The sequence below is a fragment of the Gemmatimonadales bacterium genome (genome assembly GCA_036500345.1).
Lineage (GTDB): Bacteria > Gemmatimonadota > Gemmatimonadetes > Gemmatimonadales > GWC2-71-9 > Palsa-1233.
In genome coordinates this window covers 79,983-101,560 of the sequence record DASYCE010000031.1, presented here as the reverse complement: position 1 = coordinate 101,560, position 21,578 = coordinate 79,983, and the positions used below count along the sequence as shown (strand labels likewise).

Here is a 21,578-nt window from a genome sequence, read left to right as displayed (position 1 = left end):
GCGCGAAAGCTAGCGGCGGCGGGGCCACCAGCAATCGCGCGGTGCGTCATTCCGCGCCGAATGGAACGTGTGAGACGATCTCGATCCCGTTGCTCAACGTTCCAGTGACGACCAGCTCGGTGGTGCTGCTCGTCACCACGCCGGCATCGACCAGATCCTTCCGCGCGAACCGCAACACGATCGTCCCGGCGTCGTGCGGTTCGGAGTGCACCTTGACCTTCTTCCCGCCCAGCCCAACCGACCCGATCATCACCGACGAAAGATTCAGCGTCGACACGTCGACGTGACTGTCGGAATGCAGCGTGATCTTGATGTCGCCATTGCCGGGATCAGTGATGTCGAATGACGACGGGGTGGCATCGGCGGTGACGGGGCGGCGTGCCACCGTCACGGTGACGCCTTGCGAGCCGGTGGCGCCGTCCTTGTCCGTGACCGAGAGAGTGATGGTGTGACTGCCGATGGCGTCGAAGGTCGACGTTCCGGTTACGACCGCCGCGCCCGCTGCCGAGAGTGTCGACGGTATCGTCGTGCCATTGGCCCAGTCGAGCACCGCGTGCCACGGCGCGTCGGCGCCGGGATCGGCGAAGCCACCGCTGACACTCACCGCATCGCCCGAGAGAATCGAGAGGGGCGTCGTCGCAGCGAGGGTGACCGTCGGCGTCACGTTCGCGATCACGATCGTCTGCGCGGTGCTCTTTTGCCACCCGAATGCGTCGCTCACCGTGAGCGTGGCGGTGTACGAACCGTTGTCGGCATACGCCTTGTTGACAACCTTCCCGCTCGCGGTCGATCCGTCGCCGAAGGCCCACAGATACGTGAGCGCTTCGGTCCGTCCGAGGTCGGTGCGGCCAAGATCGGGATCGGTGCTCGCGGAGGCGTCGAAGGTGAGCGAGGAACCTTCGTTGCGAGTTCCGGTGGCCGAGAACGCCGCGACCGGTGCGTGATCGCCGGCTTCGAGCGCGTCCTGGAACGGTTGGCCGAGCAGCGAGAGATAGTTCTGCCCGGTTGACGCTTCGATCCTGTCGACGGTGGTCAGGTACTTCTGCCACGGGTCGCTGCGAACGCCGGCGATGTTCGGCATGTTGACCGCCAGAATCGTGAGCCCGGCGACGTTATCCCAGGTCTGGATGCTGCCGTGCGTGAATGGCACGCCGTTCGGCCGGGGACCGATCAGGACCACCTTCCAGGTGCTGTCGGGGATCGCGACTTTCCCTTCGCCCTTGAGGAAGGTGAGCGAGTGGCCGGGCGAGAAGATCGGGCCGGTGATGATATAGACCGCGCGCCCCGCTTCGGCGGAATCGGCGATCGCGTCCTCGAACTGCGCCCAGACTCCTTCGTTCAGGTCGGCGGTCTGTGGCACGACGTTGGTGAGATAGAACGTCGCCGCGTTGTCGGTGTTGCCGGCAGTGCGGTCGGCGGAGCGCGTCATGTGCCCGCGATCGAAGCCGCCGTTGGTATAGTCCGACGTGAGGATCTGCTTCGCAACCGGGAGGAGCGGATCGGCGGTGAAGCAGTTGCAGCGATCCTGCCCCGCCACCATCTGCCGCGCATCGAGTTCATACGATACCCAGTTCGGCGTGCCGCGCGACTGGTTGTACGAGATGGTGTATTGCGGTCGGGTGATGAGGAAGTCGTCGGGTGTGCTCGCCGATGCCGCAGTCGGATCGCCGAATTCGTCGTTGGTGGCGTAGATCGACAGCGGCGCCGGGTGCGGCGTCTCGATGGCGATCGAATGAGTGGTGAACGAGAATGGCGTGCCGCCGCCGGTTGGCGTCGCGGTGATCATGAAGCCGGGGCGCGTCGTGCCGTCAGCTGGTGCTGCGACGCCGCTGATGATGCCGGTCCCTTCGACGGTGGCAATCGTGGCGAGCGTCGGATCGACGGCGGTGAAGGTGAAGGTCGCCGGTACCACTGTGCCGCCGGACGACACGCGCGCGGTGGCGAAGAGCTGGGTCTGGAAACCTGGCGGGAACGATGTCGACGAACTGCTGACGTCGATGAAGCCGATTCCCGGCGTTGCCACGGTGACTCCCAGCGTCGCGAACCTGGTGATTCCGTTGTCGGTTGCCGTCGCAGTGATTGTCGCCGGATTCACGTTGGCTGCGACGCCGGTGACGTTACCGCTTTGGTTGACCGTGGCGATCGTCCCATCGCTTGTCCCCCAGGCCACCGTCGCGGTGGTCACGGTCTGATTGTTGACATCCTGCGGCGTTGCCACCAGCTGGATCGTGGCGCCGGGAGCGACGGTCGTCGGTCCGGTGAGCTTGACATGATCGAGTGGGCCAACCGGAACCTGGTCGGGACAGATATTTACCGGTGATGCACTGTTGCGCGGTGCCGGGGCGCCGGTGGTGAAATCGACGGAAAGATCCTGCGTGTAGGCGCAGCCGCTGTTGCCGCGGAACGCCGCAGTGGTGTTGGTCAAGGTCGCCGTGGTGTTGGCGCCGCAGTTGCTCGCAGTCGTGCCGAACGAGACCAGATCAATCGCCGTCGTCGGACATGCGCCGGTGAGTGCCGTCGTCGACGAGACGACTGCGACCTTACCCGCCGTCGCGCTCATCGCGATCGTTCCGCTCACGTCGGGCGTCGGAAGCGCCTGGGTCCCGTTGGCGCCCTTCGACTCCTGCACCAGGAAGTAGCCGCCCGCCGGGATCGACCCGGAGACGATGTTGGTGACCTGCCACGACGTTCCTGCCGCGGAAGCGTACTGCACACTCCACCCGTCGATGGTGACCGTCGCCGCACCGGGATTGAAGATCTCGATGAAATCATTGGTGAGCGTGGCCCCCGAGTTTCCGCCGCCGCCGTAGATCTGTGAGATCACGATCGACGGCGGTGCAATCAGGTGTGCCGGCGTCGCTGACGTCCGGGTGATGCCCGGTGCGCTGGGTGGCGTGTCGCTGCATGCACTTGCGATCAGGCCGAGGGCGAGGACGAGCGCCGTGCGGCGGAAGGGAAGTCGCATTGAGAGCCTCGATATGATTGGTGCACAGGGCGTGAGTGCGGAGAACCGCGCTGCCAAAGCTATCGGCGGCAATTTCCGAAACAATTGTGCAGTGCCACGGAATTGGTTCGAGCAGGTAACGTTCGATCATCACCGATTTGCACGACGGCGGGGGTAGATTGATCTGCCCCGCCCGATCTCCCGGACGTGCCGCCCCCGGAGCTCACTCTGATCCAGCCAACTCGTCTGTCACACCGGGCGCTGATCATTCTCGGGCTGGTCATCTACACCATCACGGCATACTGCAGCGAAGGGTTCTACCACCCTGACGAGCATTTCCAGCTGCTCGAGTTCGCCAACTACAAGCTTGGCCAGACCCCGGCGGCCGACCTTCCCTGGGAATTTCCCCAGCAGATCCGCCCCACTCTCCAGCCGACGATTGCGCTAGTCGTGATGCGTGCAGCGCGTGCTGTCGGCATCTCAAATCCATTCATCTGGGCGCTCCTGCTGCGCCTCCTCAGCGCATGGCTCGCCGTGTGGGTCTTCGTGCGAATGTCGCGGCGACTGACCGGTGTTCTCGGCGAGTCGGGGTCGCGATTACTCCTGGGTGCGTCGTTCCTCCTCTGGTTCATGCCCTTCCTGAGCGTCCGATTTTCGTCGGAGAACTGGTCGGCGCTGTCGTTCCTCTTTGGCCTGTCGTTGCTGCCGCTCGACTCGTCCGAGCGCTCCGAGACTCGCGTGCGGGACTACATCACAGCGGGATTCGCCCTGGGCCTCTCGTTCGTCTTCCGGTTCCAGATGGGATTCGCGCTTGCCGGCGTTGGTCTCTGGGTACTGATCCGCGGCCGATTCGGGTGGGCCAGGATCGGCGCTCTCGTTGCGGGAGGTGTGGCGGCGATTGCCATGGGCACTGTGGTGGACTGGTGGTTCTACGGCAATCTGGTCTTCACCCCATGGAGGTACTTCGCGTCGAACATCATTCACGGTGCAGCGGCCAGCTTCGGCGTCGCACCCTGGTGGTGGTACTTCCCGCAGGTCATGAACCACGCGATCCCGGTGATCGCGATCCCGCTCATCGTTCTCGCCGCTGTCGGGATCTATCGCGCGCGCGACCATCTGATCACGTGGGCGTTCGTCGCGTTCGTCGTGGGGCACATTGCGGTGAGCCACAAGGAGCTGCGATTCCTCTTTCCGATGGCGTTCCCGCTCCTCTTTCTCGCGGTCGTCGGCTGGCAGCATCTGGGGCGTGCCGTGAGGGCGAGCCGGATGTTAAAGGTTGGACTCGGCGCCCTCGCAGTCGTCGATTTCGCGGCACTCCTCTTTGTCGGCACGCGCGCCGCCGACAACGGCGTCACGACGTGGCGGTACCTCTACGACTACGCGAGGCACCGGCCGACGACGCTGTACGTTCAGGGCGACAGCCCGTACGCCTTCGCCCGCCTCCACCTCGATGTCTATCGTGCGCCGCTCGTCACCATCGTCCCGGTCGACAGCTCGTTGACGCTCGCCGACAGCGCGCGCGTTCACCCGCGCGACGGTGACCTCTTCCTTCCGGTGAACGGAATCGTTCCGCCCACAGCCCCCGGCATGCGCCTCGAGCTGGCGCACCGCTCGCTCCCGTCGTGGATGCTCCATTTCGACGTGACCCACTGGGAGGAACGGACCCACGTCTGGACGCTGTACCGGATCGCGCGGGGCGGCTGAGCCGCGCATCACTTCCGGACGGATATACCCATTGACGATATATCCATCATGGATATATTCCGGCCCATGACCCACGACGCTGTCGACCGCCTCCTGCCATTGTCCCCGGCCACCTTCCAGATCCTGATGTCGGTCGCACCCGGCGAACTTCACGGATACGCCATCATCCAGGATGTCGCCGAGCGGACCGGCGGCGAGATCAAGCTCTCGCCGGGCACGCTCTATCGCACCATCCAGCGGATGCTGGAGCAGGGGGTGATTCGCGAAACGGCGACGCGCCCTGCCCGCGAATTCGATGACGAGCGGCGACGCTACTACGCCATCACGCCGTTCGGGACAAAAGTCGCCAAGGCCGAGGCGCGCCGGCTGCTGAGCCTGGTCAGGATGGCACGGTTGCAGGGATTGACCACCGAGCGCGCCTGATGTGGTTCTACCGCGCGCTGCTGCGGCTGTACCCGGTCTCGTTCCGGCACGAGTACGGTGGCGAACTCCTGGGGATGGTAGCCGAGCGCCGCGCGGCGACGAGCGGAGTCTTCGGCGTCGCGTGGTTCTGGATCGGCACGATGCTTGATGTGGTCGCGAGCGCGCTAGCGGTGCACTGGGACCTCCTGAAGCAGGATCTCCGGCAGGGATTTCGCTCGCTGCGCAACGCGCCGGCGTTCGCCGTCACGGCGGTCGTCGTCATTGCGCTCGGTGTGGGTGCCAATGCCGCGGCATTCTCGGTCGCCGATTACGTCTTCCTGCGCCCGTTGCCCTTTCCCAATGCCGATCGGCTCGTCACAGTGTGGGAGCGGCCGCCGGAATACTCGATGCTGCAGCCATCGCCGGCGAACGTCGCGGACTGGGAGCGGCAATCGACGTCGTTCGACGCGATCGGTGCCTACAACCTGCAATCGTGGCCGATGCTCGGCGGCGCGGCACCGGATCAAATCTCGGTCGCATCGGTGCGCGGCCCGCTCCTCGATATCCTCGGCGTCGCTCCGTACCTTGGTCGACTCCCGTCGGCTGAGGAAGTGTTGCGGGGCGCACGCGTCGCAGTGCTCAGCTACGGTCTCTGGCAGAGCGATTTCGGTGCCGATCCGCACGTCGTGGGGCGGTCGATCACCATCAACGGCGGCCCGGTGACCGTGGCCGGCGTCATGCCGCGTTCGTTCGCCTTTCCCGACCGCACCGTCCGGCTCTGGGCGCCGATGGATGTGACTGAAGCGACCGACACCGATCGGACCAACAACTGGTTCTACGTCGTGGCGCGGCTCAAGGCGGGGCGGACGGTCGGCCAGGCGCAGCGTGACATGGACCGCGTTGCGGGGGATCTGGCGCGGCTCTATCCGCAGGCTGACGGATCGATCGGCGCGAATGTCATGTCGTTGCGCGACACGTATGCCTTCTCGACAGCATCGCGGAATCGTTCGCTGCTCGAAGCGCTCTGCGGTGCGGCTCTCTGCGTCCTGCTGATCACCTGCGCCAATCTCGCGTCGCTTCTCCTGGTGCGTGCGCTGGCGCGGCGCCGTGAGATCGCGGTGCGAGCCGCCCTCGGCGCGGGGCGCGAACGTCTGATTCGCCAGCTGCTGACCGAAAGCCTGATGCTGGCGATCGCCGGAGGAGCGCTCGGAGTCGGGCTCGCCTTCGTTGCGCTTCCGCTACTCAACCAACTCGTTCCAGACGGGTTGCCGATGACGCAGCTACCGACGGTCGACCTGCGCGTTCTCGCCGTTGCGGCGTTGCTCTCCGTGGTCACAGGGATCGGCTTTGGCGTGATCCCGGCGGTCCGCGTCGGTCGTGGATCGTCGTTCGAGGGGTTGCGCGATGATGTCCGGAGTGGCGGCGGCAGGCGGTCGAGGTTGCGTGCGACGCTCGTGGTCGTCGAGGTCGCGGCGTCAGTGGTGCTGCTCGTTTCGGCGGGACTGCTGTTTCGCGCCATGCTGCGGGTCCGCGCAGTCGATCCAGGATTTCGTCAGGAGCAGGTCCTCACGTTGCGAACCGAGCTCCCCTATTTCCGCTACTGGAGCGTCGATCGGCGGAGCGCCTTCTATCAGCGTGTCCTGGAAGAGACCCGGGCGATCCCCGGCGTGACGGCCGCAGGTTACACGTCGTTCCTGCCGATGAAGATGGGAGGCGGAATCTGGAAGGCGAGCGCGTCGCCCGACACAGTCACCCATCACGCCTCATTGCGATATATCACCCCGGGCTATTTCGATGCGATGCAGATCCGCCTGATGCGCGGACGCAGACTCAGCGACGCCGATGGACACACCGCACCCAACACGGCGGTGGTGAGTGAATCGTTCGCCAAGGAACTCTGGCCGGGGCGCGATCCGATCGGGCAGCGGTTCAACATCGCCTTCGCCGACCGCACCGTCGTCGGCATCGCGAGGGAGGTGCGCACGCGCGGCCCTGAACGGGTGGCCGAGCCGCAGGTCTATCTGCCGTACGCGCAGATGCAGGACAGCTCGATGATGTTCTATGCGCCGAAGGATCTTGCGATCCGGTCGACGCTCCCGCCGGCCGCGCTGGTGCCGATGGTCCGGCGCATCGTGCGCGAGGTCGATCCGTCGCAATCAGTGACCGACGTCGAGCCCCTCTCGGCGATCGTGGCGAGCCAGACGGCGTCGCGAGAGGTGCAGGTGCGTGTGCTGATCGCGTTCGCCGCGATCGCGTTCCTCCTCGCCGGGATCGGCCTGCACGGATTGCTCGCCTTCGCGGTGTCGCAGCGCCGGCAGGAAATGGCGGTCCGCATGGCGCTTGGCGCCCGCCCGCGCCAGATCGTCACCATGATCCTCTCGCAAGGGGGAGGATTGGCACTGGCGGGCATCATCCCCGGCGCCTTCGCCGGGTATGCGGCGGGGCGGATCATGTCGAGCATCCTGGCCGGCGTCGAACCGTTCGATGCGCCGACCTTCATCGTCGCAGTCGTCCTCTGTGTCGGCATGGTCGTCGCCGGAAGCGCCATCCCCGCCGTCCGCGCGATTCGCGTCTCGCCGTCGAGCGTGATGCGAAGCGAATAGCCACGCAGCAAACCCGGGCTTCCCAGGCCCGGGTGCCGGTTGCAGCAACGTCCCGCCCGCCGCTCGCGTAGGGTTACCATTCAGCTGTCCGGAACTTGCCGCGATCGGGCCCGATCCGGCGACCGTCCAACGAGCCGAGTCCCCATGCCGGAATCGTCGTGACATCGATTTTCCAGCAGATATTCATCTTCCTCTTCAAGTATCCGCCGCGCGTGTTCCAGCGCGGCGAACTGGTCCTTGCCCCTGTGGTTCCCGCGCTGGTCCTGGGGATCGGCGCGGCGCTTGCCGCGGCCGTCGTCTTTCTGGCGGCGCGCGGCATTCGCGGTACCCGCGGCGTCGACCGCATCGTTCTCGGTGCGCTCCGGCTCGCCTGCTTCCTGGTGATCACCGGGTGCCTGTTGCGACCGGCGCTGGCATTGACGAGCGCAGTTCCGGAGCGGAACGTGCTTGCGGTCGTGCTTGACGATTCGCGGAGCATGCGCATCCCCGACGTGGGAGCGGAGACACGACTGAGTGCGGAGCAGGAGGCTTTCGCCGATTCAACGACACTGGTCAAACACCTTTCTGACAAGTTCGCCGTCCGCTTCTTTCGGTTCGGTGCGGATGCGGGAACGCTCACCGATGCGTCGGCGTTGCGCGGCGCGGGGGCGCGTACCGATATCGCTGCCGCGCTGCAATCGACGCGCGACGAGCTGGCCGATGTCCCGGTCGCCGGTGTGGTGGTGGTGAGCGATGGCGCGGACAACGGGGCGGGCGATCTCACCACTGCGCTGGTGGGGCTTCGAGCACGACACATTCCGGTCTACACCGTCGGGGTCGGCCAGGAGCGGTTCGGACGGGATGTGTCGATCGACCGGCTCAACGTGCCGGCGACGACGCTCAAGGGGTCGGGTGTGCTGGTCAGTGCGACGATCGGCACGCGCGGCGTCAACGGTGACTCGGTGATGATCACCGCCGAAGCCGACGGCCATATCGTCGCCACGATGCCGCTCACGCTCCCGTCCGGCCGCGATGTGGTGCAGGTCCCGCTCCGGTTGCCGCCGCTCGACGTCGGTACGCACGCGATCACGGTGCGGGTGTCGACGCTGCGGGGCGAACTGATCACGGAGAACAACGAAGCGCAGGCGCTGATACGCGTCCGTCCGCCGGTGGAACGGGTCCTCTACCTCGAAGGGGAGCCGCGACCGGAGTTCGCCTTCCTGCGTCGCGCGTTCGACGGCGATTCGTCGGTGCGGCTCGTCGGCCTGCTCCGGAGTGCCAAGGGGAAGTTCCTGCGGATCAACGTCGGCGATTCGCTCGAGCTGATCGGCGGCTTTCCGACGCGACGCGACGAACTCTTCAGGTACCGCGCATTGATCCTCGGCGACGTCGAAGCGTCGTTCTTCACCGGCGACCAGCTGCGGATGATCGCCGACTTTGTTGATCGCCGCGGCGGGGCGCTGATCGTGCTGGGCGGGCGCAGCGCTCTGGCGGAAGGCGGCTATGCGGGAACACCAGTGGCCGACATTCTCCCGGCGACGCTGGAGCACGGCGGACGGCCGGTCGCAGACACGTCGATGGCAACGCTCAAGCTCGCACCGACTGCCGCAGGCCTGGTGCATCCGGCGCTCCAGCTCGGCCCCATGCCGGCGCAGAATGTCGCGCGGTGGGATTCGCTTCCGCCGCTCACCGCGGTCAACCAGCTCGGCGATCTTCGTCCCGGCGCGGACACGCTCCTGGTCGGGAGGAGCGCCAAGGGAGTGGTGCGCCCGATTCTGGTGACGCAGCGCTACGGGCGCGGGATCGCGACGATCTTCGGCGTCCAGGACAGCTGGATCTGGAAGATGAATCCCGCCACGCCGATTGACGACCCGACCTACGACAATTTCTGGCGGCAGCTGGTGCGATGGGATCTCGACCAGGTCGCGGACCGTGTCGAGGTGGCTGCGGTCCCCGACAAGGTCGGGCCGGGCGAGCCTGTCGAACTCCGGGCGCGCGTCGTCGACTCCATATATATGGATGTCAACGACGCGGCGGTGACTGCCAGCGTCACCTCGCCAACCGGCGTGGAATTCACGGTGCCGCTCGATCGAACCGTGCTGCAGGACGGGACCTATGCCGGCAGGTTCGTCGCCACCGAGCCGGGGATGTACCGGTTCAATGTGGTCGCGGCGCGGGGGAATGATTCGGTCCGCGCGCCCGCCGGCGCGATGCTCGCCGATTCGCGTGGCGCCGACATGGATCACGCCGAACTGCGGACGCCGCTGCTCAAGCGGATCGCGAGCGAAACTGGCGGCAAGTACTATCCGCTGAGTGCGATTGCGCAGCTGCCCGAGGATGTGGTCCTCACCGACAGCGGCATCACCGCGCACGAGTCGCGCGATCTCTGGGACATGCCTGCGGTGCTGATCATGATCCTCCTCCTCCTGGGCGCCGACTGGAGCTGGCGCCGTTGGCGGGGGCTGGCATGATCCGTCGGATTGCGGTCGCGTGGCTCCTGCTTCCCGCCGCGTTGGCGGCGCAGGGAGGGACGACGCGCGTGGTATTGATCACCGGTCTTGCCGGCGAACCGCAGTTCGGTCGGGAGTTCGCGGCCGAAGCGGATGCGATCGACGAGGCGGCGCGAACGCAGTGGCACGTCGCCGATTCGAACCTCGTCTATCTCGCGGGCGATTCCACCGGCGATCCGCGCGTCACCGGCCGGGCGACGAAGGAGAACGTACACGCCGCGTTCGCCACGGTGGCGCGCCGTGTGGTACCGGGGGATGTGGTGCTGATTGTCCTGATCGGTCACGGGAGTGGCGAACTTGGCGAGTCAAGCGTCAACCTTCCAGGTCCCGATCCCACTGCCACCGATTACGCGGCCTGGCTCATGCCGATGTCGAAGGCAACTATCGTATTCGTCAATACAGCGACCGGGAGCGGCGATTTCGCGCCGATCCTCGCCGGACCCAACCGGGTGATCATCACCGCGACGCGGACGGCGATGGAGCGCAACGCGTCGGTCTTCGCGGGGTTCTTTGTCAAGGCGCTCACGACAGCCGATGCCGACGCCGACAAGGACGGCCGGATCTCGGTGGCGGAGGCGTTCAGCTGGGCGCGCGATCAGGTGGCGAAGTCGTACGACAATGCCCGGCATCTCCTCACCGAGCACGCGGTGCTGGTCGATAGCAGCGGGATCGCGGCGGGGATCGCGTTTGGGGGCGAGGCTGCGAGCACCGATCCGAGAGTGGTCGCACTGGTGGGCGAGCGCCGCATTCTCGAAGCGCGAGTGGACTCGCTCCGCCGCCAGAAGGCGACGACTGATTCGACCGCCTATGCGACGAAGCTGGAGGATCTCCTGCTGCAGATTGCGCAGAAGACCCAGACGATCAAGCAGTTGCAGGGTGGGTCCAGGCCGTGACGCGCCTGCTGCTCGGGGTGGCGGCGCTATCGGCGATGGTCGCGGGCCCCCTCGCGGGGCAGCGACTGCGCTATCGTGTCAATCCGGTTGATTCGCTGATCGGGATCGGCAGGATCGACCAGGCGACGGCCCTGGCGCAGCGCGCGGTCGCGACGAAGGCACCGGGCTATCTCACCGATGACGCGGCGATGGCGGAACTGGCGCTGCGGCGTGGCGATTGGAATGACGCCAGTGCCCGCGCAACCGCCATTGCCGTGGCATTCACGGCGGGCGGTACCACCTGGTCGGCGCCCGACATCATCGCGGCAGGACGGGCGTACGTCGTGCTCGGCAGCCGTGATCCACAGGCATTCCATGACGCGCTGCAGACATTCGATCGCGCCACCACGCGTGACAGCAGCAACATCGAATCGCAGATTCGCGCAGCCGACCTGCTCCTCGACAAGTACAACTTCGCCGACGCAGAAGAGAGCTATCGCGCCATCCTGACGATCGCACCGAGCGAGCCGCGCGCCCTGCTCGGTCTGGCGCGCGATGCGGCATTCAACTTCGATCCGAATGCAACCGATGCGGCCCGGAAGGCGCTCGCTGCCGATCCGGCACACGCTCCCGCCTACGTGCTGCTGGCGCAGGTGCATCTTGATGCCGAAGCGTACGATTCGGCGATCACGGCTGCGTCGCACGCGATCGCGCTCGATTCCGCCGCGGTCGACGCGTGGGCGGTGCTCGGCACGATTGCGTGGCTACGGGGCGATTCGACCGGCTGGCACGCGGCGCAGACGGCCGCGGCACGAGCGGAGCCGCATGGAGCCACGTTCTATACCGACGTCGCGGATGCGGTGGCGAAGGTCCGCCGCTACCGCGAAGCGATCGCGATGGCGCTGCAGGCGGTGCGGATCGACTCGATGTCGGCGCGCGCCCTCGGCGTGCTGGCGGACAATCAGCTCCGGATCGGCGCGATGGTCGACGGTCGCGCGAATCTCGAGCGGTCGTTTGCAATCGACCCCTACAATCTCTGGCACAAGAACACCCTCGATCTCCTCGACAATCTGCGATCGTTCAAGACGGTCACCACCGGACGGTTCGAATTTGTGGCACCGGCGGATGAAGCCGACTACCTCGCGCTCTATCTCGCACCGCTGCTTGATTCGGCGTACAACATCTTCGCGGCACGCTACGAGTACACGCCGCCGACGCCGATCCGGCTCGAGTTCTACAATCGCCACGCCGACTTTTCCGTGCGCACCATCGGTCTCCCGGGGGTGGGAGCGCTGGGTGCGAGCTTCGGAACCGTGCTGGTGCTCGATTCGCCGCGATCACAGGACGCAGGCGAGTTGAACTACGGATCGACGTCGCTGCACGAGCTGGCGCATACCTTCACCCTCGGCGTGTCGGGGAACCGGATGCCGAGGTGGTTTTCGGAAGGATTGTCGGTGCTCGAAGAGCGGCGCACCGGTCGCGGGTGGGGGGCGCGCGTCTCGCCGGACTTCATCGCGGCGTACAAGGGAAGGGCGCTGCCCACGGCGACAGCGATCAACGAGGGGCTGGTGCGGCCGACCTTTCCCGCGGAGATCGGCCTGAGCTACTTCGAGGCGTCACTGGTGTGCGAGATGATCGAGAGCGAACACGGGATTGCCGCGATCCGCGCCATGCTCAAGGGATGGGGCGACGGGCTCGGCACACCGGCGGTGTTGCAGCAGGCGCTGGGGATGACGCCCGCCCAGTTCGACGAGCACTTCGACCAGTGGGTGCGCGCCCGATATGCCGGCGCGTTCGCATCGATTGACTCGTCCAACGGCATGGCGCCGCCAACGGGCAAGTACATCTCGCTCGTCAAGGACGCACGGGCGCTCCTCGACGCGGGAGCAAAGGACTCCGCGCGGACGGTATTCGTTGCCGCGCTCAAGCTCTTCCCTGAAGAGAACGGGACAGAGAGCCCCGCGTGGTATCTCGGTCACTCCGACCGCGACGCGGGCGACCTCCAGCGGGCGATCACCGAAGTGCATGCGGTGACGATGAACAACGAGACCGCCCCCGATGCGAACGAGGTCGAGGCGACGCTGCGATTGCAGGCGCACGACACTGCCGGCGCGCTGGACGCGCTGAGCCGACAGCAGTGGATCTCGCCGTACGACGAGAAACTGCACCAGCAGATCGCCGACCTGAGCGAGAAGCTCGGTCGGTATGCCGCCGCGGTCGTCGAGCGGCGCGCGATCATCGCGATGGGGCCGTCGGACAAGCTCGATGCGCAGTATCAACTCGCCCGCGCCCTTCTCCGCGCGGGCGACAAGGACGGCGCGCGCCACGAGATCCTGCAGGTGCTGGAACAGGCGCCGGCGTTCGAGAAGGCGCAATCGCTGCTCCTGGAAATCCAGGGCAGCCACATCTGACCGAAAGGGAATGGCCGTGACGTTGACCTCTCCTCCCTCCCAGACCGACCGGCTCGACGACGCGGCGCTCGCCGAACGGCTGCATGCCGGAGGGGGCCGGATCGCGACCGAACTGAGCAAGGTGATTATCGGGCAGCAGGCGGTGGTGGAGCAGGCGTTGATCGCACTCTTCGCCGGCGGAAACTGTCTCGTCGTCGGCGTCCCCGGTCTCGCAAAGACGCTGCTGATCCACTCGCTGTCGCGGGCGCTCGATCTTTCCTTCTCGCGGATCCAGTTCACGCCGGACCTGATGCCGTCCGACGTCACGGGAACGGACATGATCCAGGATGATCCGGTGACCGGCCACCGCAAGCTGTCGTTCCTTGCCGGGCCGATCTTCGCGAACGTCGTCCTTGCCGACGAGATCAACCGGACGCCGCCCAAGACGCAGGCGGCGCTCCTCGAAGCGATGCAGGAGAAGCGCGTCACGGTGCAGGGGAAGACGTACCAGCTCGAGCCGCCGTTCTTCGTCTTTGCGACGCAGAATCCGATCGAACTCGAGGGGACATATCCGCTTCCGGAGGCGCAGCTCGATCGCTTCATGTTCGAGGTCGTGATGGAGTATTCGCCGGAGGAGGATGAGGTCGCCGTGGTGCGGTCGACGACGACAGTGCCGCCCGACGCCATCGTGCCGGTGATCTCGCGCGAGGAGATCCTGGCATACCAGCAGGTCGTGCGCCGCGTGCCTGTGGCTGATGCGGTGGTGCGGTACGCCGTGAAGCTGGTGCGTGCGACGCGCCCGGGCGACGGGTCGCCGGACTTCATCCGGCAATGGCTGTCGTATGGTGCAAGTGTCCGCGCCGCGCAGGCACTGATCCTCGGCGCGAAGGCGCGGGCGCTGCTGCAGGGGCGGGTCCATGTGACATTCGACGATGTGCGTGCGCTGGCGCGACCGGTCCTTCGTCACCGGCTCCTGCGCAACTTCCAGGCGCAGTCGGAGCGCGTCACCAGCGATCAACTGGTGGACCGGCTGGTCGAGGCGGTACCGCTGCCGAAGTCGGGGCTCTGAGCCGCTCGTGAGCAACACGGCGCCGGAATCGTTCATCGATCCGCGGATCCTCGGGCAGATCGGTGACCTCTCGCTGCTGGCGCGAAGTGTCGTCGACGGTTTCCTGCACGGGCTGCACCGCTCCTCGCGCGCGGGGCTCTCGCTCGACTTCGCCGAGCACCGGCCGTACCAGCCGGGTGATGATCTGCGCAGGATTGACTGGCGCGTGTACGGCCGGACCGACCGCTTCTACCTCAAGACGTACGAAGCCGACACCAATGCGGACGTCGTGTTCGCGCTCGATGCGTCGGCCTCGATGGATTACGGCACGGCGTCGTACACCAAATTCGACTACGCCCGGTTTCTCACTGCATCGCTGGCGTGGCTGGCGCAGCGACAGGGCGATCGCGTCGGCCTCGTGACCCTCGCCGGCGACATTCTCGACATCGTGCCGCCCTCAACGCGACACCTCAACCTTCTGCTGCACACGCTCGGTCGCGTCAAGGCGAAGGGCGAAGGGCAGATCCCGGCGATGATGGAACGCGTGGCGCAGCTGCGCGGGCGATCGGGGATCGTGGTCCTGGTGTCGGACTGTTACGAAGATCCCTCGGTGCTCCGGCGCTCATTATCGGGGATGCGCGCGCGCGGCAACGACGTCATCGTCTTTCACGTCATCGATCCCGGCGAGCGCGACCTGCCATGGACGGCGCCGGGCAACTTCGAGGACGCCGAGTCGGGGGTGCGGATGCCGCTCCGCCCCGACGATCTCCGGAAGGAGTATCAGGAAATCTTCGAGGAACATCGGCGCACGCTGCTGCGTGAGTTCGGGCGCGAGAACATCGACTACGCAGTAAGCGAAACCGATCGGCCCCTCGATGCGTCGCTGCGGACCTTTCTCGATCTTCGACTGATGGGGAGCAAGGCGCGCTGATGCCGCTCCTCTTTCTCGTTCCGCTGGCGCTCGCCGGGCTGGCGGCGGTCGCGGTGCCGCTGATCCTGCACCTCAGGCGGCGCGAGCGGGAGAAGCCGATGCGGTTCCCGTCGCTGATGTTCCTGCAGCGGGTGACGATCAGCACCGCGCGCCGCCGGCGGATCACCGACATTCCCTTGCTGCTGCTGCGGTGTGCCATCGTGGCGCTGGCCGTGCTCGCGTTTGCGCGGCCGGTGTTTCGCCCCCGGCCCGATGCGAAGCCGGCGCGCGGCACGCGCCGGATCGTGGTACTGATCGACCGCTCGATGAGCATGAGTCATCTGGCGGTTTGGCGCGCGGCCGAGGACTCGGCGCGGGCGCTGATCAACGCATTGAGTCCCGGCGACCGGGTCGCCGTGGTTGCGTTCGATGATGAGGCGAGTGTCGAGCAGCCGTTGACGCTCGATCATGCGGCGGCACTCGCCGCGGTGTCACGGCTGCATCCGACTGCAGGCGGGACACGCTTTGGTGCGGGGATTCGCGCGGCGCGCGAGGTGCTGGTCAAGGAAGCCGATGCCACCGGCGGAGAGATCGATGTCGTGACCGACCTGCAACGCGCAGGTGCGACCGGCATGACCGGCCTTACGCTGCCTCCGGCGGTCACCGTGCGCGCGGTCAATGCGTCTCCGAAACCTCACAGCAACAGCGCCGTGACGGGCATTACGGTGCAGCGCCTTGCCGGCACCGACAGCGCGCGCAGCCGGCTCGTGGTGTCGACGCAGGTTGCCGCGCACGAGCTTCCGATGCCACGGCCGGTACATCTCACGCTGACGCTCAATGGCCGCGTGGCGGCGACTCGTCCGGCGACACTTCCGCGTGACGGAACGATCGGCGTCACCTTCGATCCGGTGCCGCTGCCGATTGGCGAGGCGCGGTTGATCGTGAGCATCGATCACGATTCACTCACCGCCGACGATGCGTTCTCGGCCGTCGTGCCGGCGCAGGTCACCCGCCGGGTGATTGTCGCCACGCCGCCGGATCTTCCGGCGGACGAGATGCTGTATCTCACGCGTGCTCTCGAAGCGGGGAACGATCCCTCGATCAAGATCGAGCGCCGCGCAGCGCAGGCGATCGACGGCAGCGCGATGCGCGATGCATTGGCGGTCTTTCTCTACGATGTGCCCACGCCCGGGGGGAATGCCGGGTCGGCGATTGCCGCCTGGGTCCACGATGGCGGTGGCCTGATCGTCGCCGCCGGCCCTCGTCTGGCGGCACACGGCGGCTCCGCGGGGATCCTGCCGGCGACCGAACGCGGTCTCGTCGACCGTACTGCGGATCGTGGCGGCCTGCTCGGCACCGCGGCACTCGATCATCCGATCTTCGCGCCGTTTCGCGCCGGCGGTTCGGCGCCGCTTGGGACGGCGCGATTCTTTCGATATCCGCGCCTCATTCCTACGGGCGATGCCCAGGTTGTCGCGCGGTTCGACGACGGTCTCCCGGCGTTGGTCGAGCGGCAGGAAGGTGCCGGGCGTGTCCTCGTCACCGCCATGCCCCTCGATGCAACGTCGAGCGATTTCCCCCTCCAGCCGACCTACCTTCCGTTCCTCCGCGGGATGGTACTGTATGCCGCCGGGAACGCCGCGGCACCGCTCGCCCGAACGGTGGGTGATGCATGGCTGCTGCCGACTGCCGCGAGAAATCCCGTCATCCGGACTCCCTCGCAGGAGATCGTTCGGCCGGAAGGTCGCCAGCGGGCCGATGCCACGACACTGACCGAAGCCGGGTTCTACACCGTCTACGACGGCAATCCGTCGGGTGATCCGATCAAGGTGATCGCCGTCAACCCGGCGCCGCGCGAGTCCGATCTCGGTGCCATGCCCGCGGGCGAGTTGATGGTCGGTGTCGGTCAGGATTCGATCAAGGCGACTGAGCGCAGCGCGGCGTCGCTGGTCGAGGCAGAACGCCAGCAGCGGATCTGGCGTCTATTACTGATATTGGCGGCGATCGCCTTGCTGGGTGAGATGGTGGTGGCGAGCACGGGCTGGCGCGGGACCGCCGCGACGGTGGTTGGGCCAACATCGGAGGGGAGCGGACGATGACCGATCTCGATCAAGCTCCGGGCGCGAGCCCGCGGGACGTCGAACTGCGGAGCGCGGTCGCCGAAATCAGGCGCCATTGGCGACGCCGGCGCGTGATCGAAGGGATTCCGGTCGTCGTTGCCGCTGCGATCGTGGCACTTCTCATCGGTCTCGGCTTTCGCGCGGCGTTGTCATCCGCGGCGACGATCATCGTCGCGACACGCGTCGTCGGATACCTCCTGCTCGCCATTGCAGTGGTTCGGTGGATGATCGTTCCCGCGTTCCGCCGTCCGACGGACGAGCAGGTCGCGCTCTACATCGAAGAGCAGGCGCCCGACCTTCGCCAACTCTTCCTGAGTGCGGTGTACCAGCTGCACGAGGGAAGCGAAGCGGGCAAGTCGCCGGCGCTTGCCGCACGGGTGATTGACCGCGCCATCGCGGCAGTCGATCAGCTCGAGCGCGGTGCCGCGATCGAACGGCCGCGCGCGCGCCGTGCCGTTGCGAGATTCGCGGCACTCGCCGCCGCCGGTGCGCTGCTCGTTGTGGCAGGGCCGACCACCGTTCGGGAGATCGCGAAGATCCTCTTCGTGCCGTGGTCGCGTGCTGCGGCGGCTGCGATTCCGGCACTCTCGGTCGCGCCGGGAAACATCTCTATTCCGCGCGGCGCCGCCCTCGATGTTCGCGCCGCGGTGCGATCGCTCCCCGACGTACAGGCTGAGCTGGTAGTCCGGACCGACAGTTCCGATCAATGGACGCGGATTGCGATGGTCCGCGACTCGACGAGCATCGGGTTCGTTGCTCGCCTCTTCGACATCAACCGGAACACGATCTACTACGTCGACGCGGGGAGCCTCCGTTCGCCGCAGTATCACATCACGGTGACCGACCTTCCGACGGTGAAGGAGCTTGACGTCGAGCTGCACTATCCCGCGTACACCGGGCTGCCGGTGCAGAAGATCAGCGATGGCGGCGACGTCGTGGCGGTGACCGGGACCTCCGCACTCGTCCGGATCACGCCGACGCTGCCGGTGACCGGTGGGTCGCTGCATTTCGATGATGGCAGTACGGTCCCGTTGATTCGCGGCGCCGACGGCGGGCTCGCAGGCTCCTTCCGCATTGCGCACGACGGGTTCTACCGCGTCGACCTGGTCGCCGCCAACGGGACACTGGTTCCCGGTACGGTGCAGCATTCGGTTGAAGCGCTGGTCGATCATCCTCCGACGGTGCGCATCGACAAGCCGGGCCACGATACGCGGGTGATGTCGGTCGACGAGGTACCGATATCGATCCGGGCGTCTGATGATTACGGGGTGAAGGGCGTCGAACTGCACTATGCCGTGAACGGTGGCGCCGATCACGTCGTGCCGCTGAGCGACAGCACCCATCACGGCAGCATCGACTTCAACGCGGTTCACACCGTGATGCTCGAGGATCTGTCGCTCCACGTCGGCGATCTCGTGGCGTACCATGCGACCGCCCGCGACGGCGCCGGCAATGCGGCGTCGAGCGACATCTACTTCATGGAGGTCCGTCCCTACGGTCTCGACTATCAGAGCGCCGACGCCAACGCTGGTGGCGGAGGCGGTGGCGGACGGGGTGGGGCGAATCCCGGTCAGTTCACCGTGCGGCAACGGCAGATCATCTCGGGAACGTTCAACTGGCAGCGGGACAGCGCCAGGACCGGCGATCGCGACCGCCGCGCCAACGCGACGACGCTGGCGATTGCGCAGGGGAAGCTGATGACGGACGTCGCCACGCAGGCGGCGCAGATCAGCGAGCGTGGTGTGCGAGGCGAGGACACGCTGTTCGTGCTGGTGCAAGCCGAACTCGACAGCGCCGCCACTGCGATGAAACCCGCCGAGGACGGCCTCGGCCGCCATGCAATGGGCGACGCGATCCCGGCGCAGGAGAAGGCGCTGCAGCATCTGCAGGCCGCCGATGACGCGTACCGCACCATCACCATTCAGCGCGGGAGTGGAGGGGGCGGTGGCGGCGGTGGGGGTGGCAGCCAGGATCCGAAGGATCTCGCCGATCTGTTCGAGCTGCAGACCGACAAGCTCAAGAATCAGTACGAAACGCCCCGCACGCAGCCATCAACCGACGCGCAGCAGGCGATCGATTCGGTGCAGCAGAAGTTGCAGGAACTCGCCGCCCGCCAGGAACAGGAGAACGAGCGGCAACAGCGCGCGGCCGACGAACTGAGCCGGCGTGCCGGCGCACAGAATGGCAACTCCGGCCGTGGGCAGCAGGGTGGCGCTCAACGCGGCGGGCAGCAGGGCCAATCGGGCGGCCAGCAAGGTGGGCAACAAGGTGCGCAGGGGGCGCAAGGTCGCGGTGGTGGCAGCGGCGGCGGTCAGCAGGGGCAGAGCGGTGGGCAGCAACCGGGAGCACAGGGTGGTTCGAGCGGTCAGCAGGGGCAGCAGTTGATTCGCCCGCCGACGGCAGCGAGCGGCGGCGCGATGGGATCGTCGCAGCGCGAACTCGCGCGTCAGGTCGAAGAACAAGCGCGGCAGTTGGAGAAGCTTTCGCGCGACCAGAATTCGCCCGAACTCGCCGACGCCGCGCGACGGATGCAGGAGGCGGCCGATGCCATGCGGCAGGCCGCCAGCGGTTCGACGCCGCAAGGGGCGGCTGCACTCGATCGGCTGCGCGACGCCGCCCGGAACCTCTCGGGGGCGCAGACATCAGCCGAAGGACAGGGGATCCAGGATCTTGCACGCCGAGCGAACGCGCTCGGCGCTGAGCAGCAGCAGATCGCGTCGTCGGTCGCTGGACTCCCCTCGGCGCCGTCGCCCCAGCGGGATCAGCAGATGAATGCGCTTGACCAGCGGAAGGACGCGCTTGCCAACGCCGTCTCACAGCTCGGCCTGGATGCTCGCAAGCAGGCGCTGCAGAGTCGCCGCGATCAACCGAAGGCCGCGGCGGCGGCGCAGTCGGCCGCCGACGAGATCACCAATCGCCAGCTCTCGGATTTGATCGGCTACTCGAAGGGTGTGATGCGTGACAACGCCGCCGATCGCTCGCGCGAAGTGGAGCGCGAAATCGGGGAGACGCTCGACAGTGTGGCACATCGGCTCGCAGCCGCGAGCGGCAGTGTGTCGACGCCGCGCGATCAGCTTCAGTCGATGGCACTGGACCGGGCCCACGACCTCGTCAGCGGGCTCGAGTCGCTCCGCAATCGAACCACCGGAGCGCAGGGCGACCAGCTGCCGGGTGAACAGGGCGATCAACAGCAGGGATCGCGCGACGGCCAATCGGGAAACCGCGGCGAGCAGCAACGTGGCCAGCAGGGTGGCCAACCCGGTCAGCAACGCGCACAACAGGGCGGCCAGCGTGGATCGCAGGGCGGTCAGCAAGGTGCTCAGCCCGGTGGCCAGCGCGGTTCCCAACCGGGTGGTGAGCAAGGTTCACAGCAGGGCGGTCAACAGGGTCAACAGGGTCAACAGGGTTCGCAACCGGGTGGTCAGCAGGGTTCACAACAGGGCGGTCAACAAGGTGGCCAGGGCGGGCAACAAGCTGGCCAGGCGTCAGGCCAGAACAGTGGATCTGGCGGTGGCAACGGCGCACCGAACAACCTCGCACGCGGTCGCGGAGCGACAGGTAGTTTCGGCGACATTCGCCAGTTCCGCGGCGAGGTCGCCGTGCGTGCGCAGGATGCCGAAGCGCTCCGGAAGCAGCTCAGCCAGCAGGGCGTGGATGTCGCACCGCTCGACCGCGCCATCGGGCAACTGCACCGGCTGCAGGAGCAAACCAATCCGGGGCGCGCCGACGAGCTGCAGGCGTCGATCATCGCCGGACTGAAAGACTTTGAGTTCAACGTCTGGCGGAAGTTCAACGGCGATGCGGGGAATACCCCGGCGCTCGGATCGATGGCGCAGGTGCCGCCGGAGTACCGGGCGATGGTCGAGGAATACTACAGGTCGCTGGCGCGAAAGGGCCCAAACTGAAGTAGGGCGCATGTGGGGGCGATGACGCACCCACTTCGCAGTTCATCTCGTGGCCCGCGATCCACACGGTATTTACCGCGGCGGTGATGCACCGCTGCGGCACCGCGCCGCCCGAGACATCTCGTGGCGGCGCTTGCGTTTCCGCTGTTCGTGGGTCTTTGCACCGGGGCGATGCGTCGAAATTTCACCGC

11 protein-coding genes are annotated in these 21,578 nt (G+C 66.7%); 10 read left to right on the top strand and 1 reads right to left on the bottom strand.

The window, feature by feature from the left end; translation table 11 throughout:
• Positions 1 to 46 precede the first annotated feature (46 nt).
• Positions 47 to 2,965, bottom strand: coding sequence for a DNA/RNA non-specific endonuclease (locus VGM20_13750; protein ID HEY4101932.1), 2,919 nt, complete (start codon positions 2,963 to 2,965; stop codon positions 47 to 49).
• Positions 2,966 to 3,151: 186 nt separating this feature from the next.
• Here VGM20_13750 and VGM20_13745 point away from each other — a divergent pair, with 186 nt between their 5' ends.
• The 10 genes from VGM20_13745 (at position 3,152) to VGM20_13700 (ending at position 21,387) form a co-directional block, all read left to right on the top strand.
• Complete coding sequence (locus tag VGM20_13745) at positions 3,152 to 4,648, top strand: hypothetical protein (GenBank protein ID HEY4101931.1); 1,497 nt, start codon at positions 3,152 to 3,154, stop codon at positions 4,646 to 4,648.
• Positions 4,649 to 4,714: 66 nt separating this feature from the next.
• Positions 4,715 to 5,071, top strand: coding sequence for a PadR family transcriptional regulator (locus tag VGM20_13740; protein ID HEY4101930.1), 357 nt, complete (start codon positions 4,715 to 4,717; stop codon positions 5,069 to 5,071).
• A complete protein-coding gene (locus VGM20_13735; GenBank protein ID HEY4101929.1) occupies positions 5,071 to 7,653 on the top strand; it encodes an ABC transporter permease in 2,583 nt (860 codons plus the stop codon). Before VGM20_13740 ends, VGM20_13735 begins: the two co-directional genes overlap by 1 nt.
• A 158-nt stretch (positions 7,654 to 7,811) precedes the next feature.
• Positions 7,812 to 10,103 carry a hypothetical protein gene (locus tag VGM20_13730; GenBank protein HEY4101928.1) on the top strand — a complete coding sequence of 764 codons (2,292 nt, stop codon included), beginning with the start codon at positions 7,812 to 7,814 and terminating at the stop codon, positions 10,101 to 10,103.
• On the top strand, positions 10,100 to 11,035 hold the full coding sequence (locus tag VGM20_13725) for a hypothetical protein (protein HEY4101927.1): 936 nt from the start codon (positions 10,100 to 10,102) through the stop codon (positions 11,033 to 11,035). The genes VGM20_13730 and VGM20_13725 overlap by 4 nt, the downstream gene beginning before the upstream one ends.
• A complete protein-coding gene (locus VGM20_13720) occupies positions 11,032 to 13,425 on the top strand; it encodes a tetratricopeptide repeat protein (protein HEY4101926.1) in 2,394 nt (797 codons plus the stop codon). The genes VGM20_13725 and VGM20_13720 overlap by 4 nt, the downstream gene beginning before the upstream one ends.
• A 10-nt stretch (positions 13,426 to 13,435) precedes the next feature.
• Positions 13,436 to 14,473, top strand: coding sequence for a MoxR family ATPase (locus tag VGM20_13715; GenBank protein HEY4101925.1), 1,038 nt, complete (start codon positions 13,436 to 13,438; stop codon positions 14,471 to 14,473).
• Between the two features lie 7 nt (positions 14,474 to 14,480).
• Positions 14,481 to 15,383 carry a DUF58 domain-containing protein gene (locus VGM20_13710; GenBank protein HEY4101924.1) on the top strand — a complete coding sequence of 301 codons (903 nt, stop codon included), beginning with the start codon at positions 14,481 to 14,483 and terminating at the stop codon, positions 15,381 to 15,383.
• Complete coding sequence (locus tag VGM20_13705; GenBank protein HEY4101923.1) at positions 15,383 to 17,461, top strand: BatA domain-containing protein; 2,079 nt, start codon at positions 15,383 to 15,385, stop codon at positions 17,459 to 17,461. Before VGM20_13710 ends, VGM20_13705 begins: the two co-directional genes overlap by 1 nt.
• Positions 17,458 to 21,387 (top strand): DUF4175 family protein, encoded by a 3,930-nt coding sequence (locus tag VGM20_13700; protein HEY4101922.1) that lies wholly within the window; start codon positions 17,458 to 17,460, stop codon positions 21,385 to 21,387. Before VGM20_13705 ends, VGM20_13700 begins: the two co-directional genes overlap by 4 nt.
• The last annotated feature ends 191 nt before the right edge of the window (positions 21,388 to 21,578 follow it).